We start from the raw sequence: 15,047 nt of genomic DNA, 5'->3' as shown, positions 1-15,047 counted from the left end.
GTTCGTCAAATAGTCCCGCTATTCTCCTCACAAAAGCGACTTTTTATCCTCCATTTCTCGCAGTCCTCGCTACGGGCAGACTTTTAAGACCGCTTCTGAGAATCCTCTTGTTCAGTTCAGCAAAATGGCCTGATAAACTGGATTTTTGCCAACCTCGCCACAGTCGGTTAAGTCCGACAGGCTCCTGATTATTGGGATAATCATATCAGGTTTGCTGTCTTGATGCAGGTAACCTCCCTGCTCCTTGGGGAGACCTCATTGGGTAGCTTCAGCGTTTGCCATAGGAGCCTGTCGGGCTTAAGCTTTCGAGCATGAAATTGCCTTAAGTCCGACAGGCTCCATAGGGGGCTGCGCTAAACGTTTCCCCGTAATGAAGAGCCACTCTGTCTGGTTAAAAAATCAAGAAACGTGGAGAATGCCTGCGCCCCATAGATTGCAGTAAAATTGCGGTCGTCCAGACAGCTATTTTTAAACCAGCAGAGCAGGCATGAAGTACCATAATAAATAATGGAAAATCATGGGCACTTACCATCGGTTCACTCACCACGGAGCGGTAACCGCATGTAACTGAATAAAGTGTCTCAAGTACTACTGTTGGGAAAAGGAAAAAAATCACATGACAGGTATCAAAAGGCTTGCTGACCTTCCCACTCCCCCCACTGATGGGTTGATGGGGCATTTAAAGACGTTTAAAAGCGCGCGAATGCATAAGCAACTGTTGCTGTGGTCTTACGAGTATAATGGACTCTACCGTATCCGACTGGCAAACCGAAAAGCAGTAATAGTAGCACAGCGGTCATTATTGCAGTATGCGTTGAAAAACCGACCCGCCGTATTTCGTCGATACAGTGCCATGGCACGGGTTCTTGACGAACTCAACATTAACGGTATTTTCAGTGCTGAAGGAGAGAACTGGCAGCACCAGCGTGAACTGATTAATAACGCATTTAACGGTGCCAGGCTGCGTTATTTTTTTCCGGCCATAAGTCGTATCACCAATAACCTGGTGGGCAAAGCCAGGGACTTATCCACCGCTGGTGAGTCCATTGATGTTAAAACCCTGTTCGCTGAATATACTCTGGATACCATTTCCAGCCTGGTATTTGCTTACGATATTAATACGCTGAATCAAAAAAATGATCCGCTTCATGGTCATTTATCGGCTATTTTTCCAGGCATTAACGCACGCATATCCTCACCCTTCCCCTTATGGAAGCTGATCAAAAATGAAAAAGACAAAAAGCTGGAGGCTGGCATTACTGCCTTGATAGCCCTGTTAAAGAAAAGTATTGCCAATACCCGAAAAAAAATAACAGACAATCCCATTCTACTGGAGCAACCTGAAAATCTGTTGCAGGCAATGCTGGCTGAGTGTATTAAAAGTAATGAGCACTTTTCTGAAGATGTGGTATTGTCCAATGCTATTACGTTTATGCTGGCCGGGGAGGATACGACGGCAACAACATTGTCCTGGTTAAGCCATTTGCTGTCTGTTCACCCTGACATTCAGGCAGTGGTCAGAAAAGAAATTCAGGCGCTGCCTGATGGCACTTTTCAGCAATGGCCATTACCCCGTATACCCTTGTTAAATGCCTGTATCCATGAATCCATGCGAGTAAAGCCGATCGCGCCGATAATGTATTTGGAAACATGTAAAGATACAACACTCGGGGAGTTGCGCATACCGAAAGGGCAAATGGTTGTGTTGCTCGTTCACGCGTTGGCAAAAGATGAAGACCGCTTCCCTGACGCTAACCAATTTAACCCTTATCGCTGGTTATCTGAAAATAACCCCAGCCGCATCACTGATATGGCACCTTTTGGTGGTGGCGCTCGCGTTTGTCCCGGTCGCTCCCTGGCATTGATAGAAATGAAAATGGCCATGTGTCAGTTGTTGAAACAATTTGAGTTTGAAGCCGTTGACAGTAGTCAGGTGCAGGAAAAATTTGAGTTTGTAGTCATGCCGGATAACTTGCGCATTCGATTGAAAGCGCGAACGCCGTCAGCAGTAACAGCCTGATGACAGATGATGACAGATAAAGTCGCCCTGATTAAAACCGTCAGTTTTGACCCACGGCCCATTTTTCGGGCAGGCATAGTTAAGTGACCTACGGCATAGCCGGGGCGTTACCTAATGATTAATCAGACAGTGGTGTAATACCAACCGCTCTTTCTGTAACTGAATAAAGTGTCTCGAGTACTACTGTTGGGAAAAGGGAAAAATCACATGACAGGTATCAAAAGGCTTGCTGACCTTCCCAATCCCCCCACTGATGGGTTGATGGGGCATTTAAAGACGATTAAAAGCGCGCGAATGCATAAGCAACTGTTGCTGTGGTCTTACGAGTATAATGGACTCTACCGTATCCGACTGGCAAACCGAAAAGCGGTAGTGGTGGCACAGCGATCATTATTGCAGTATGCGTTGAAGAACCGACCCGCCGTATTTCGTCGATACAGTGTCACGGCACGGGTTCTTGACGAACTCAACATTAACGGTATTTTCAGTGCTGAAGGAGAGAACTGGCAGCACCAGCGCGAACTGATTAATAACGCATTTAACGGTGCCAGGCTGCGTTATTTTTTCCCGGCCATAAGTCGTATTACCAATAACCTGGTGAGCAAAGCCAGGGACTTATCCACCGCTGGTGAGTCCATTGATGTTAAAACCCTGTTCGCTGAATATACTCTGGATACTATTTCCAGCCTGGTATTTGCTTACGATATTAATACGCTGAATCAAAAAAATGATCCGCTTCATGGTCATTTATCGGCTATTTTTCCAGGCATTAATGCACGCATATCCTCACTCTTCCCCTTATGGAAGCTGATCAAAAATGAAAAAGACAAAAAGCTGGAGGCTGGCATTACTGCCTTGATAGCCCTGTTAAAGAAAAGTATGGCCAATACCCGAAAAAAAATAACAGACAATCCTATTCTATTGGAGCAACCTGAAAATCTGTTGCAGGCAATGCTGGCTGAGTGTATTAAAAGTAATGAGCACTTTTCTGAAGATGTGGTATTGTCCAATGCTATTACGTTTATGCTGGCTGGGGAGGATACGACGGCAACAGCATTGTCCTGGTTAAGCCATTTGCTGTCTGTTCACCCTGACATTCAGGCAGCGGTCAGAAAAGAAATTCAGGCGCTGCCTGATGGTACTTTTCAGCAATGGCCATTACCCCGTATACCCTTGTTAAATGCCTGTATCCATGAATCCATGCGAGTAAAGCCGATCGCGCCGATAATGTATTTGGAAGCATGTAAAGATACAACACTCGGGGAGTTGCGCATACCGAAAGGGCAAATGGTTGTGTTGCTCATTCACGCGTTGGCAAAAGATGAAGACCGCTTCCCTGACGCTAACCAATTTAACCCTTATCGCTGGTTATCTGAAAATAACCTCAGCCGCGTCACTGATATGGCACCTTTTGGTGGTGGCGCTCGCGTTTGTCCCGGTCGCTCCCTGGCATTGATAGAAATGAAAATGGCCATGTGTCAGTTGTTGAAACAATTTGAGTTTGAAGCCGTTGACAGTAGTCAGGTGCAGGAAAAATTTGAGTGTGTAGTCATGCCGGATAACTTGCGCATTCGATTGAAAGCGCGAACGCCGTCAGCAGTAACAGCCTGATGACAGATGATGACAGATAAGGTCGCCCTGATTAAAACCGTCAGTTTTGACCCACGGCCCATTTTTCGGGCAGGCATAATTACAGCATTTTACGCAAGCCTTCCTATTGTGTGAAACAGGTTCTTTACTCCCTATGCGAGGTGGCGATGATGTTAATAGAACACAGCACGTCAATTCACGGCATTTGACGTATTCAAGGCCACCTTTAGGGCTGGCTTGTCTGCATGGCAGTCATTTGACCTGACCAGAAGGTTCTCCGGCACCACCGCGCCTCGTCAAGTGGTTTCTGCACGTTTTAGCCAGCGTGAGGGTAGTCTGTAGAGTCGTTTTATAAGACTGGCAAGTCCTTTTTTTGTCGCTCTCTCTCCTATCTCTCCTATCTTTCCATCGTGCTGGGGTATAAATAATCCTGGATAGTCGTCTTCATTAAGCCCGTGGCGCACCGCTAACGTCTGAATAAAGTCTTTCTGTGATAGCGGCGGGATACTGGAACTGAACGGCGGAGCCAACATGCGGCGCCCCAGCTCACTGGATGCCTTTATACTGCCCGGGTTTATGCTCCTGCAGCCAGCCGCGCCTTTGGAAAGCACTTGCGCGAAAGAAGCTACATCTTGCTGACGAGCCGCCGGGCTGGTGTCTTCGCGCTGGCGGCACACTAAAAACTGACCCTTAAATAGTTGAGGAAGAGCATACAAAGAAAAGTATCGCCGAAAGCCCAGTTCACCGGCAGGTGTATCACTTTGAATATCCACCGCATAGTCCTCAGTTTTCTGGCAGACAGGCCAGTACGCGGCCAGTCTGTGCATCAGGTCAATCCGGGCGTATTCATGGCGTTCATAACGCGCCTGGCACCCCCCAATGGCAATGAACCAATGACGACGTAGCAGTAAAGCCCCGGAGGCTACGGATAAACAGGTTCCCTTGCCCGTTACTCCCTGAAAAAAGTCCTGCGAAATACCGTTAAATTTTTCAGGAAGCGCCTCAACTGTTTGATCGTAGTATGCTGGTGCCATATAAAGGCATGGGTACAAAGAAAATGCGTGCGCTCCCTCTTTACCCAGTAGTGAAAGATGTTTCGGTAGTGCGGCAATCAACGACGGTGCCAGCAGTGTATCAGGGGGAAGCAAGAGTATATATTTGCCTGTTGCTTTGCTGACAGCCTGGTTGATCAAGGCGCCGGGTTGCCCATGATGCTTGCCAGAGTCATGGTGATAATAACATCCCGTAAGATCCCGGCAAGGACGATCATGCCTTGCTAATGCCTGCTCAGAACTGTCGTAAAGAATAATCTCTGTATCGCGCGAACTGGAAAGACCCGTTATTAGCTGATCAAGCTGTTTCAGGCTATCGGGGTGTTTTTGATCGTGGCTTATGGTAATGATGATCGAAAGCAGCGACATTCTGGTATTCCTTTTCAATACATTTTACTGTTTGACAGGTCAAGGGCTGTTTTGACCTGAATTCAGCCGTTGAATGCTGTTTACTCCTTGGGGAACTCAGCTGCCAGCAAATTAAAAACGGTCAACTACCGAGCTCAGGTTTAAGACTTCAGCGTTGCTTCTCGCACCTGAGGTTAGCCAGAAAACGTATGTAGCGCCTGCACTGCTTTTTGCCAAGACCCACCTAATGCTTCGGGAGTGACCCGAACCATTTCATCAATGACCGCATCGATTCGCTGACGGTCAGCAACGGAGGGTTTTTGCAGAACATAATTGACCACATCTTCGCTGTTGCCAGGGCGACCTATGCCAATACGAAGACGCTGGAAGTCTTTGCGGTTTGCCTGCGCGGCAATGATGTCACGCAACCCGTTGTGGCCGCCATGACCACCGCCTTGTTTGAAACGCCCAATACCCGGGGGAAGATCCAGTTCATCATGGGCAACGAGAATTGCCTGGGGGGGGATTTTGAAAAAGGCGCTGATAGCACTGACAGATTGACCGCTTCGGTTCATAAAGGTCTTGGGGGTAAGCAGGCGAACCTCCTGCCCATTGACAATAATACGCGCGGTTTCCCCAAAAAACTTTTTTTCCGGGGTCAAGCTGGCACCGTGGGCGCGGGCCAGCCGCTCAACATACCAGAAGCCGGCGTTATGGCGAGTATTGTCGTACCGTGAGCCGGGATTGCCAAGCCCGACAATGAGCTGGATGGAATGCCCCTGAGCGCCTTTCGTCATATTGTTGTACCCTACACGCTGTTGAATGATAGAAAGTAAGCAAATCCTACCAAATACCGCAAGGTACAGTACACGCCGACCAGGTAACTTAGCCCGGATATTTCATAAACTGCCCTTAGAGCCGCAAGGAGCAAGCAAGGCCAGGAGCATGTTTATGAAACATCCGGGTTAGAACCAGTCTTACTCTTCGCCAGCTTCTTCAGTAGCGGCTTCGCCACTTTCTTCGTCACCTTTGGTCGCGCGTGTCGCTTGAACACTGGCAACGTCCAGGTCATGGCCTTCGCCTTGCAGCATAGCGACAAACTCAACGCCTTCAGGCACGGTCAGGTCGCTCAGGTGGATATGGTTACCAAGTTCAACCCCAGCCATGTCTACTTCAATGAACTCAGGCAGATTTGCTGGCAAGCAGCGAATTTCCACTTCCACACGTGAGTGAGTGATCGCGCCGCCCTGATCCTTAACACCCACACAGATGTCTTCATTCAGGAAGCGCAGAGGTACATGAGTAGTCAGCGCATGATCAGCATCTACGCGCAGGAAATCCAGATGCATAGCGATTTCTTTAGCGGGGTGACGCTGAACGTCTTTCAAGATAGCCTGTTGTTTTTTGCCTTCTACCTCAATGGTCAAAATCTGAGAGTAAAAGCTGTCTGTTTGCAGCATTTTACGGATGGCCTTGCCTGCTAGGGTGATTTGCGCGGGAGACTGTTCACCGCCATAAATGATGGCAGGCACGAGATCAGCACGGCGCAGGCGGCGGCTCGCACCTTTCCCTACATCTTTACGTGCTTCTGCGGTCAGGGTAATTGCTTCAGACATAGTGTTTTCTCCGGTGTAACGCTGAAACCCAGCCAGGAGCTTGTCGGACTTAAGACAATTTCGGCCTAAAATCCAGAAAGCGCGAGAAAGCGCGGCCAGAATTTCCGATCAATTTGCTTAAATAGGTCAACTATTCGCGCAAATTGATCGAAAATTCTAACTCGTCCTACTGAATTTTATGCTCGAAAGCATAAGTCCGACAGGCTCCTGGGAAAGCGGTTCCAATTAACCATCAACTTCTTGCGACCAGAAGTGATAGCAACATTCAAAAGTTCGCCATTTTATCGTAATAAGAGAGAAATGCAATTGAATAACACCGTTCGTAAGGCTTGCCCGGGCAGGCTTGATTTTTCGTCCATTTACCCCATATAAGTCCTACTTTACTTAAGCTGTGACCTGATATGCGCTTCCTTTTTTTACTGTTTATTCTGTTACCCATAATGGAAATTATGGTGTTCATTAAGGTCGGTGGACTCATTGGCGCCCTCAATACCGTGGCTCTGATCGTGCTCAGCAGCCTGCTCGGCATGGCACTCATTCGTCGCCAGGGCTTGCGAACGATGGTAAATGTCAGGGCGCAAATGGCCCAGAGGAAACAGCCTGCACAGGGAATGCTTGAGGGCTGTTTAATCGCCTTGGGGGGAGCGCTGCTGATAGTACCCGGTTTTATTACCGATACTGCCGGTTTGTTTTTGCAACTCCCCTTTGTCAGGCAACTCATTATCCGCGAAATGCTGAGCTTAAGCCGCTGGGAGGTGCGAGAAACCCATATATATGAAGGGGAGTTCCGACAGGAAAGCGCGCCGGGCACACCCGGTCGCACCCTTGAAGGCGAAGTTATTGAAAACGCTACGCCCGGTGATGAAAGAAAAACAAAAAAAAATTAATACGCCCCTTGAAATCGAATAAGTCGAACCCTACTAAGTGAAACATCCTATTCGCACTTCAGTGATTAAGCGTTATAGGTTGGTCACTAGAGGTGATAATACCGAATCCATCTGCCGGGCATGCCTTGCGGATAAACGGGAGACCTTCAGGGGATACAGACATTGTCTGCCATCACTGGGTTTCCGGATTGTTAGCTTAACTTAATTGAGTGCTGAGTTTTCAGCGCATCACCAAACTGTTGGAGAGATAATCGATGAAAATCCGTCCGTTGCGTGATCGCGTGGTCGTTCGTCGTGAAGAAGAAGAAACTACTACTTCCGGTGGTATCGTGCTGCCCGGTTCTGCTACCGAGAAGCCAAACCAAGGCGTCATCGTTGCTGTGGGTGACGGCGCTTATCTGGATAACGGCGAGAAACGCCCCCTGGGTGTTGGTGTAGGTGATAAAGTGATCTTTGGTAAATACGCCGATTCCAACACCGTAAAGGTTGACGGCGAAGAGCTGATCATTCTGTCTGAAGTCGACATCTACGCAGTTCTGGAATCCTGAGTCGATTTCTGTGCGTGATAATCATTGGTTAACTATCTAAAGGATCACATACCATGGCAGCTAAACAAGTACAATTCGGCGACTCTGCCCGCAAACAAATGCTTGAAGGCGTGAACGTTCTGGCTGATGCCGTTAAAGCTACGCTCGGGCCTAAAGGCCGCAACGTTCTGCTGGAAAAGTCCTTCGGCGCGCCAACTATTACTAAAGACGGCGTATCCGTAGCAAAAGAAATTGAACTGAAAGACAAGTTCCAGAACATGGGCGCTCAGCTGGTTAAGGAAGTCGCTTCCCAGGCCAATGACCAGGCAGGTGACGGTACCACTACGGCTACTGTCCTGGCTCAGTCCATCGTTAACGAAGGTCTGAAGTACGTTGCTTCTGGCATGAACCCCATGGATCTCAAGCGTGGTATCGACAAGGCCGTTACCGTTGTTGTTGAACAACTGAAAGCCATGGCGACACCCTGTACCGACACCAAGTCTATCGCTCAGGTAGGCACCATCTCTGCCAATGCTGACGAGCTGGTGGGTGAAATTATTGCCAAGGCTATGGACAAAGTTGGCAACGAAGGTGTTATCACGGTTGAAGAAGGTTCCGGTCTGGAAAACGAGCTGGACGTCGTTGAAGGTATGCAGTTCGACCGTGGCTACCTGTCACCTTACTTCATCAACAATCAAGACAGCATGTCTGCTGAGCTGGAAGATCCTTTTGTCTTGTTGGTTGACAAAAAAATCTCCAACATCCGTGACCTGCTGCCCGTGCTGGAGTCTGTAGCAAAAGCCAGCAAGCCCCTGCTGATTATCGCTGAAGATGTTGAAGGTGAAGCGCTGGCTACTCTGGTCGTGAATAACATGCGAGGCATTGTTAAGGTAGCCGCCGTTAAGGCTCCTGGCTTCGGTGACCGTCGCAAGGCCATGATGCAGGACATTGCTATCTTGACAGGGGGCACTGTTATCTCCGAGGAAGTTGGCCTGTCTCTGGAAGGTGCCAGCATCGAAGACCTCGGTTCTGCCAAGCGCATCGTACTGACCAAAGACGACACGACTATCGTTGACGGTGCTGGTAACGAAGGCGAAATTGCCGGCCGTGTTGAGCAGATCCGTGCCGAAATTGAAAGCTCTTCTTCCGACTACGACAAAGAAAAACTGCAAGAGCGCGTAGCCAAGCTCTCTGATGGTGTTGCGGTCATCAAAGTAGGTGCTGGCAGCGAAGTCGAAATGAAAGAGAAGAAAGCCCGCGTTGAAGACGCTCTGCACGCTACCCGTGCTGCCGTGGAAGAAGGCGTGGTTGCCGGTGGTGGCGTTGCCCTGATTCGCGCGCTTTCTACTGCCAACGTGGAAACAAGTAACCCGGACCAGAAGGCCGGTGTTGAATTGATTCTGCGTGCTCTGGAAAGCCCAATGCGCCAGATTGCCACCAACTCTGGTGATGAAGCCTCTGTTGTTGTTGACAAAGTGAAGTCTGGCGAAGGCAACTTTGGCTACAATGCCGCCACGGGCGAGTTTGGTGACTTGATCGATATGGGTATTCTGGACCCAGCCAAGGTAACACGTGCGGCACTGCAAGCGGCAGCCTCTGTTGCTGGTCTGATGATCACCACTGAAGCGATGGTAGCCGATGAACCCGAAGACAAGGCCGCTGCTGCTGGTGCCCCTGACATGGGCGGCATGGGCGGTATGGGCGGCATGGGTGGTATGGGCGGCATGATGTAGGAGCGCATGCCTCCAGAAGCCTTTGTAAATCAACACCTTGCAAAGCAAAGTAGGAAGTGATGCAGGAAGAAACGCAGGAAGATTGTAGGAAGGTTTTTCTTCTTCTTTTCTCCTGAATCACTCCTCATTATACAACCAAAGAGACCGCTGATTTTTGATCGGCGGTTTTTTTTTCAGACGTGATATAGTGTTCTTCGCTCATCCTCAGGGTGAGCAGTTGAACGCCGTTTTCCCATTGCAAACAGGCTTGTTTCAATCTAAAGTCGGTCAACTACTCAATTTAAGTTCATAATAACTATTATCAAGGGAAATCAGCCCATGGCTTAACTTGGGGTATTTCATTATGCCTTTTAAACTAGAATCAGGGGATGTTCTTTTTAAAATGAAAAGTGAACGTCCAAACATGATACCCAAACTGATAAGTTTATATTCACCCCTCCCTTTGTGGCTTCATTATCCTGGAAAAAGGGACTTAACCAAGTCATTGTATGATATAGACCCCTGCGATCTAACGCATGTTGCCTTTAGCATGGGTTCAAGTGGCTTGGTGGAATATGATGAATCAGTAGGGTTATCAGCTATTGCCGGATTTAACGGGTCCGGGCTGGTGTGTACAGATCAACCTGATTCAACAACCCATGGCGAAAAAAAATATGTCGTATTAAGGCCTATAAATAAAAATCTGTCAGAAAAGGCTTATAGGAAAACGTTATCTATTGTTTCCTGCTGGGATACGTTAAAAACCACATCCTATGGTATAAGAAAGGTTATAAATACCGCTATATTTCATGTCAGAGGCGCTAGTGTTGATGAAAAATTTATAGAAGAAACCCAGTCGAAGTTACTGGATCAATTTGACAGTAGAGTCAGAACAAACAGAGCTAATTTTTTCTGTTCTGAATATATTGCTTTTGTTTATCTCTGGGCCGCATTAGAACTTTATAATAACAAATGTTTCGGTCACCCATCGAGTGTTTTTGGAACATTGAAAGTCCGACTGACTCCCGCTGAACTTTTTACACGAATGTTGCATCATGGTCAATTTACTAAAATAGGCTATTATGAGTTTTAGTCAGTTATCTTTCATATTTAACAGTAGATATTTCTAGCAATCACACTTTTTAATGCTTTAATTTCATAGCCCCTAACGTTAAACACAATCCCTCACCCAAAGGCTCCCGGGAAGTTGACGTTCAGTTTGTCGCCCACCATGCAAATGTTGACGCCCCCCTGTCATAACCCGGCCTTTTGTGTTGGTGATACACTGCTCTTTCATCAGGCCCCCATCCCACGATGCATCCCCGTAGGTTTTTTTGCGCGTTGGTTTTCATGATGGGGAAAACGCTGCTCAACGGCTGAACTCAGCATAACTGTGCCAGCTATGATAACAGTTGGCATAGGTTGAGCGCACTTTAACGACAAACTTTTATTAAAAACCCTCCTTTGCTGGAGGACTAAATGTTATATAATCTACCAGCCTGCATTCGCCTACAGTGCCGGTTTCTTTATCACTAAAGGAAATGATTAAGTGTTCTGCCCGTTTTACTCGTGTAAAGTGATCGAGATGAAAGAAAAGCCAATAGCAAATCCCATCCTCTTTGATAAAAAACAAATAAGCAACCATTAAACGTTTGTTTGTATGTAAATACAGTGAATATATAGCGTTACCACAATACCCGATTGCAGCTCTGGTGAAGTAGTCACTTTCATCATGATTATCTATAAACTCTATTGGCAAACTATTAAATGGCTGTCCACCGGGAGCATTTAAAACAATTTTTTTCAAAGACGATAATTTTTTATCAATACTAAAGTAGTCAGGCTGGGAAAAGGCAAAGGATGATAAAAGGTATAGAGTAAACACCCAGTAAAACTTAACCAAATCCCTTAACTCCAAAATAATTTATTTATTCTTTGCCTGTCACAAATCAAATGGTAAAACGCTACGAAAGCCAATGTCTCATCAGACAGCTGGGTGTCGGTAGCCGGATGGTTGGAACGGACATTCGGTCTACCAACGTCAACAATCTGTTTCAGGACGCCTCAAGAATAGACCGGACTAGAAGAAATGTCTCATTAAGAAAAGCATTTATTTTGACTTTGACCGAAGCGCCTTGCAACTTTTGAACGTTTCAGCGATCAAAAAGGCCAGCTCCAGGGACTGGTCAGCATTAAGCCGGGGATCACAGTGGGTCTGATAACGGTTGCCAAGGGTCTCTTCCGTGACTTCCCGCGCGCCACCGATACACTCAGTCACATCTTGCCCGGTCATCTCGAAATGAACGCCACCCGCATAAGTCCCCTCAGCCTGATGGATCTCAAAGAAAGACTTAACCTCTTGCAAGACACGGGTGACTTGACGGGTTTTATAGCCAGAGCGTGCCTTGAAAGTATTACCGTGCATGGGGTCACAACTCCACAATACATGACGCCCTTCACGCTCAACCGCACGAATCAGTGGGGGCAAACCCTCCACAACCTTATCAGCCCCCATACGAATAATCACATTCACCTTGCCAGCGGTATTGTCCGGGTTGACAATATCAATCAACTCAATCAGCTCCTCTGGTAACAGGCTCGGTCCGGCTTTGAGTCCAATGGGGTTTTCAACGCCTCTGACAAACTCGATATGGGCGCCATCAACCTGACGGGTTCGGTCACCAACCCAGAGCATATGACCCGATAAATCATACCATTTACCCGTTACGCTATCCTGGTGGGTCAAAGCCTGCTCATAAGGTAGCAGAAGTGCTTCGTGGGACGTGTAAAATACCGTCTCGCCCAGCTCTTTGGTATGACTGGCAGAGATACCACAGGCTTTCATAAAGGCCAGGGTTTCATCAATGCGATTTGCCAGGTGCCCATACCGTTCCGCCTGTGGACTGTTAGACACAAAGTCCAGGTTCCACTCATGCACTTGCTCCAGTGAAGCAAGCCCCCCCTGGGCAAAAGCCCGTAACAAGTTCAGCGTAGATGATGACTGGTGGTATGCCCTGATCATGCGCTCAGGATCGGGCATACGTGATGCCTCTGTAAAGGCAGCGCCATTGATAATATCACCGCGGTAAATAGGCAACTCCAGACCGTTGTGAGTCTCAACGCCCGATGAGCGAGGTTTGGCGAACTGACCCGCCATGCGACCAACTTTGATCACCGGCACGCTGGCCGCAAATGTCATTACAACAGCCATTTGCATCATCACTTTAAACGTGTCACGAATAGTGTCTTCACTAAATTCCCGAAAACTCTCAGCACAATCTCCGCCCTGAAGCAAAAACGCATTACCGGCGGTAGCCTCAGCAAACTGCTGACGCAAGGCATTCACCTCGCCGGTAAAAACCAGCGGTGGCATTTTGGCTATTGCTTGCTCCACATGGGCAAGGTGTTCGGCATTGGGGTATTCTGGTAGCTGAAGGGCAGGTTTGCTTCTCCAGCTGTCCACATGCCATGATTTCATGGATTCCTCTCAAGACAGTGCTTTTTAACGATGTGGCAGCAGTAACAGGCTAGAAGCCTGACCGAGAATAGATTGCCCCACTGCGGTTGCGATAAATTGGTCTAAAAATTCCTGCTTCTTCGTCAAATAGCCCCACTATTATCCTCAGAAGCAGAAATTTTTATCCTCAATTTCTCGTAATCCTCGCTACGGGCGCTATTCTCGGTCAGGCTCCTAGAGCTATACCTGTAACACCTATTCCTGTGACCCTTTCTCTCCAGGGGGAAATTCAAAATCACCCGTTTTGTCCACTACCGCGCAAGTTTACAAGCGTCGTTCATAACTTGTCCGGGGCTGCTGAAAATACTCCATTTCGGCAGTGGCAGTGAAAGATAGCAGCGTTGCTTCTGTCACGGTTAATGGGTACCTTTTGTCATCCCGTCCTACCGTGGTGCTATCGGGCGATTGACATCTGTCACCCATTCGCTCCATGACCCAGGATAAAGAACACCCGTACCCAGCCCCGCGTATTCCATTGCTAACAAATTATGGCAGGCCGTGACACCCGATCCACAATAGAAAACAGCGCGGTCATCACCCCGCAGCAAAGGCTCCAGTGTTTCTTTCAGCACTGGCGGAGGAAGAAAACGCCCCTGTTGATCCATGTTGTCAGTAAATGGGTGGCAGAGCGCACCGGGAATATGGCCGGCCCTTGGGTCAATGGGTTCCACCTGACCGTTAAAACGCTCCACAGCCCGCGCGTCAATAAGCGTCATTGCCGCATCTGCTGCCAATGAACGGGTAATCGTGTCTGCGCTTATCACTGGCATATGGCCACCTTCGCTCTCAAATGTGGTTGGGGTGATGACCGGCAGCTCCGCTGAAACAGGCCGGTCCTCTGCCAGCCACCCCTTTAACCCTGTGTGCAACACACAAACCCGTGTCAGCCCCATCCAGCGAAGTAACCACCAGGCACGGGCGGCCATGGCATGGCTACCCTCGTCATAGACAACCACCTGCGTAGTTTCATCAATACCCCATGATTGTAGCTTTTTTGAGAAGTGAAAAGCCTCCGGTAACGGGTGACGTCCCGTTTTTCCGACAATGACCGGGCCAGATAAATCCTGTTCAAGATCAACGTATAGCGCCCCTGGAATATGCGCCTCATTGTAGAGACTTCGCCCCTGGCTGGCATCAGCCAGACTAAAGCGCGCATCCAGCACACGCGCGCGCGTATCACCAGGCAATGTCGCCAACACTTCAGGCTCAACCAGTAAAGACATGGAAAACTCACTCCCCACCAACATACCCCCAACCTGTTATTGTTGTCTTTTATCGTCCGGTTCAGAAAGCGAGTGAATGTCCTTCACCTCATCATTCACAATGACCTTATCCGATAAAATATCATTGATATTATCTGCGCCGTCACTACCGTGCTCAATAACAATGCGTGTCACATTATCACCCAACAGGTTATCACCGTCCGCCGATGTGTTTTCTGCAGGTACATTTTCAGCAGGTACATTTTCAGCCATGGTTTTTTTCTCAATCATTACATCGGGCTTTACCATCACTTCCTTTTTTTCCCGGGGAGACCACAGAAAAAGAGCCGCAAGGATAGCCGAAATACCCGCCATCAAGGCAACCAGAGCAAAGATTTTATGACGCGTCATAGCAAAACAACCAATCCCCGGTAAACGAGTGAGACTAGCCTACCATGGGGAGGCATATTCTCGTAGTTTTTTTATTATCCAATACTGTAGACAGTTCTTGATAGTTCTGGACAGCCTTGTGCCCTTGTGCCTGCTTGTGCCTGATTTTTTCAAGGCTTGCTGTTC

13 protein-coding genes are annotated in these 15,047 nt (G+C 48.1%); 6 read left to right on the top strand and 7 right to left on the bottom strand.

Annotated features, from left to right (window positions below; all coding sequences use genetic code 11):
* The first annotated feature begins 616 nt into the window (after positions 1-616).
* Positions 617-2,020, top strand: coding sequence for a cytochrome P450 (locus tag V4C51_RS10235; protein WP_330926062.1), 1,404 nt, complete (start codon positions 617-619; stop codon positions 2,018-2,020).
* 207 nt (positions 2,021-2,227) lie between these two features.
* Positions 2,228-3,631, top strand: a complete 1,404-nt coding sequence (locus V4C51_RS10230; protein WP_330926061.1) for a cytochrome P450 — start codon at positions 2,228-2,230, stop codon at positions 3,629-3,631.
* A gap of 275 nt (positions 3,632-3,906) precedes the next feature.
* Here the strand turns inward: V4C51_RS10230 and V4C51_RS10225 are convergent, their stop codons facing one another.
* From V4C51_RS10225 to V4C51_RS10215, 3 genes are all read right to left on the bottom strand, one after another.
* Entirely contained in the window at positions 3,907-5,031 is a 1,125-nt protein-coding gene (locus tag V4C51_RS10225) for a hypothetical protein (protein WP_330926060.1), read from the bottom strand.
* Positions 5,032-5,204: 173 nt separating this feature from the next.
* Positions 5,205-5,807: an aminoacyl-tRNA hydrolase gene (gene pth, locus V4C51_RS10220; protein ID WP_330926059.1), complete on the bottom strand. Its 603-nt coding sequence runs from the start codon at positions 5,805-5,807 to the stop codon at positions 5,205-5,207.
* Positions 5,808-5,987: 180 nt separating this feature from the next.
* Positions 5,988-6,626, bottom strand: a complete 639-nt coding sequence (locus V4C51_RS10215; protein ID WP_330926058.1) for a 50S ribosomal protein L25/general stress protein Ctc — start codon at positions 6,624-6,626, stop codon at positions 5,988-5,990.
* 401 nt (positions 6,627-7,027) lie between these two features.
* On the opposite strand from V4C51_RS10215, the gene V4C51_RS10210 reads away from it, so the two are divergent.
* The 4 genes from V4C51_RS10210 (at position 7,028) to V4C51_RS10195 (ending at position 10,845) form a co-directional block, all read left to right on the top strand.
* On the top strand, positions 7,028-7,513 hold the full coding sequence (locus tag V4C51_RS10210) for an FxsA family protein (RefSeq protein WP_330926057.1): 486 nt from the start codon (positions 7,028-7,030) through the stop codon (positions 7,511-7,513).
* A 254-nt stretch (positions 7,514-7,767) separates the two neighbouring features.
* Complete coding sequence (locus V4C51_RS10205; protein ID WP_330926056.1) at positions 7,768-8,061, top strand: co-chaperone GroES; 294 nt, start codon at positions 7,768-7,770, stop codon at positions 8,059-8,061.
* 53 nt (positions 8,062-8,114) lie between these two features.
* Positions 8,115-9,773, top strand: coding sequence for a chaperonin GroEL (groL, locus tag V4C51_RS10200; RefSeq protein WP_330926055.1), 1,659 nt, complete (start codon positions 8,115-8,117; stop codon positions 9,771-9,773).
* Positions 9,774-10,116: 343 nt separating this feature from the next.
* On the top strand, positions 10,117-10,845 hold the full coding sequence (locus V4C51_RS10195) for a hypothetical protein (RefSeq protein ID WP_330926054.1): 729 nt from the start codon (positions 10,117-10,119) through the stop codon (positions 10,843-10,845).
* A 357-nt stretch (positions 10,846-11,202) separates the two neighbouring features.
* On the opposite strand, the gene V4C51_RS10190 is transcribed toward V4C51_RS10195, so the two are convergent.
* From V4C51_RS10190 to V4C51_RS10175, 4 genes are all read right to left on the bottom strand, one after another.
* Positions 11,203-11,655, bottom strand: a complete 453-nt coding sequence (locus V4C51_RS10190; protein ID WP_330926053.1) for a hypothetical protein — start codon at positions 11,653-11,655, stop codon at positions 11,203-11,205.
* A 207-nt stretch (positions 11,656-11,862) separates the two neighbouring features.
* Complete coding sequence (locus V4C51_RS10185; protein WP_330926052.1) at positions 11,863-13,230, bottom strand: class II 3-deoxy-7-phosphoheptulonate synthase; 1,368 nt, start codon at positions 13,228-13,230, stop codon at positions 11,863-11,865.
* A gap of 422 nt (positions 13,231-13,652) precedes the next feature.
* Positions 13,653-14,492 carry a sulfurtransferase gene (locus tag V4C51_RS10180; RefSeq protein WP_330926051.1) on the bottom strand — a complete coding sequence of 280 codons (840 nt, stop codon included), beginning with the start codon at positions 14,490-14,492 and terminating at the stop codon, positions 13,653-13,655.
* Positions 14,493-14,528: 36 nt separating this feature from the next.
* The gene (locus V4C51_RS10175) at positions 14,529-14,882 is read right to left on the bottom strand and encodes a hypothetical protein (protein ID WP_330926050.1); all 354 of its coding nucleotides are present in this window, start codon (positions 14,880-14,882) and stop codon (positions 14,529-14,531) included.
* Positions 14,883-15,047: the final 165 nt, after the last annotated feature.

It is taken from the genome of Candidatus Sororendozoicomonas aggregata, from assembly GCF_031528575.1.
Lineage (GTDB): Bacteria > Pseudomonadota > Gammaproteobacteria > Pseudomonadales > Endozoicomonadaceae > Endonucleibacter > Endonucleibacter aggregata.
The sequence above is the reverse complement of the archived record's forward strand: the minus strand, read 5'-3'. Positions and strand labels throughout refer to the sequence as shown.

Bases quoted from the DNA above. Each gene is read 5' to 3' on its own strand.
- V4C51_RS10235 (WP_330926062.1), top strand. From the start codon at position 617: ATGACAGGTATCAAAAGGCTTGCTGACCTTCCCACTCCCCCCACTGAT.
- V4C51_RS10230 (WP_330926061.1), top strand. From the start codon at position 2,228: ATGACAGGTATCAAAAGGCTTGCTGACCTTCCCAATCCCCCCACTGAT.
- V4C51_RS10225 (WP_330926060.1), bottom strand. From the start codon at position 5,031: ATGTCGCTGCTTTCGATCATCATTACCATAAGCCACGATCAAAAACAC.
- pth (WP_330926059.1), bottom strand. From the start codon at position 5,807: ATGACGAAAGGCGCTCAGGGGCATTCCATCCAGCTCATTGTCGGGCTT.
- V4C51_RS10215 (WP_330926058.1), bottom strand. From the start codon at position 6,626: ATGTCTGAAGCAATTACCCTGACCGCAGAAGCACGTAAAGATGTAGGG.
- V4C51_RS10210 (WP_330926057.1), top strand. From the start codon at position 7,028: ATGCGCTTCCTTTTTTTACTGTTTATTCTGTTACCCATAATGGAAATT.
- V4C51_RS10205 (WP_330926056.1), top strand. From the start codon at position 7,768: ATGAAAATCCGTCCGTTGCGTGATCGCGTGGTCGTTCGTCGTGAAGAA.
- groL (WP_330926055.1), top strand. From the start codon at position 8,115: ATGGCAGCTAAACAAGTACAATTCGGCGACTCTGCCCGCAAACAAATG.
- V4C51_RS10195 (WP_330926054.1), top strand. From the start codon at position 10,117: ATGCCTTTTAAACTAGAATCAGGGGATGTTCTTTTTAAAATGAAAAGT.
- V4C51_RS10185 (WP_330926052.1), bottom strand. From the start codon at position 13,230: ATGAAATCATGGCATGTGGACAGCTGGAGAAGCAAACCTGCCCTTCAG.
- V4C51_RS10180 (WP_330926051.1), bottom strand. From the start codon at position 14,492: ATGTCTTTACTGGTTGAGCCTGAAGTGTTGGCGACATTGCCTGGTGAT.
- V4C51_RS10175 (WP_330926050.1), bottom strand. From the start codon at position 14,882: ATGACGCGTCATAAAATCTTTGCTCTGGTTGCCTTGATGGCGGGTATT.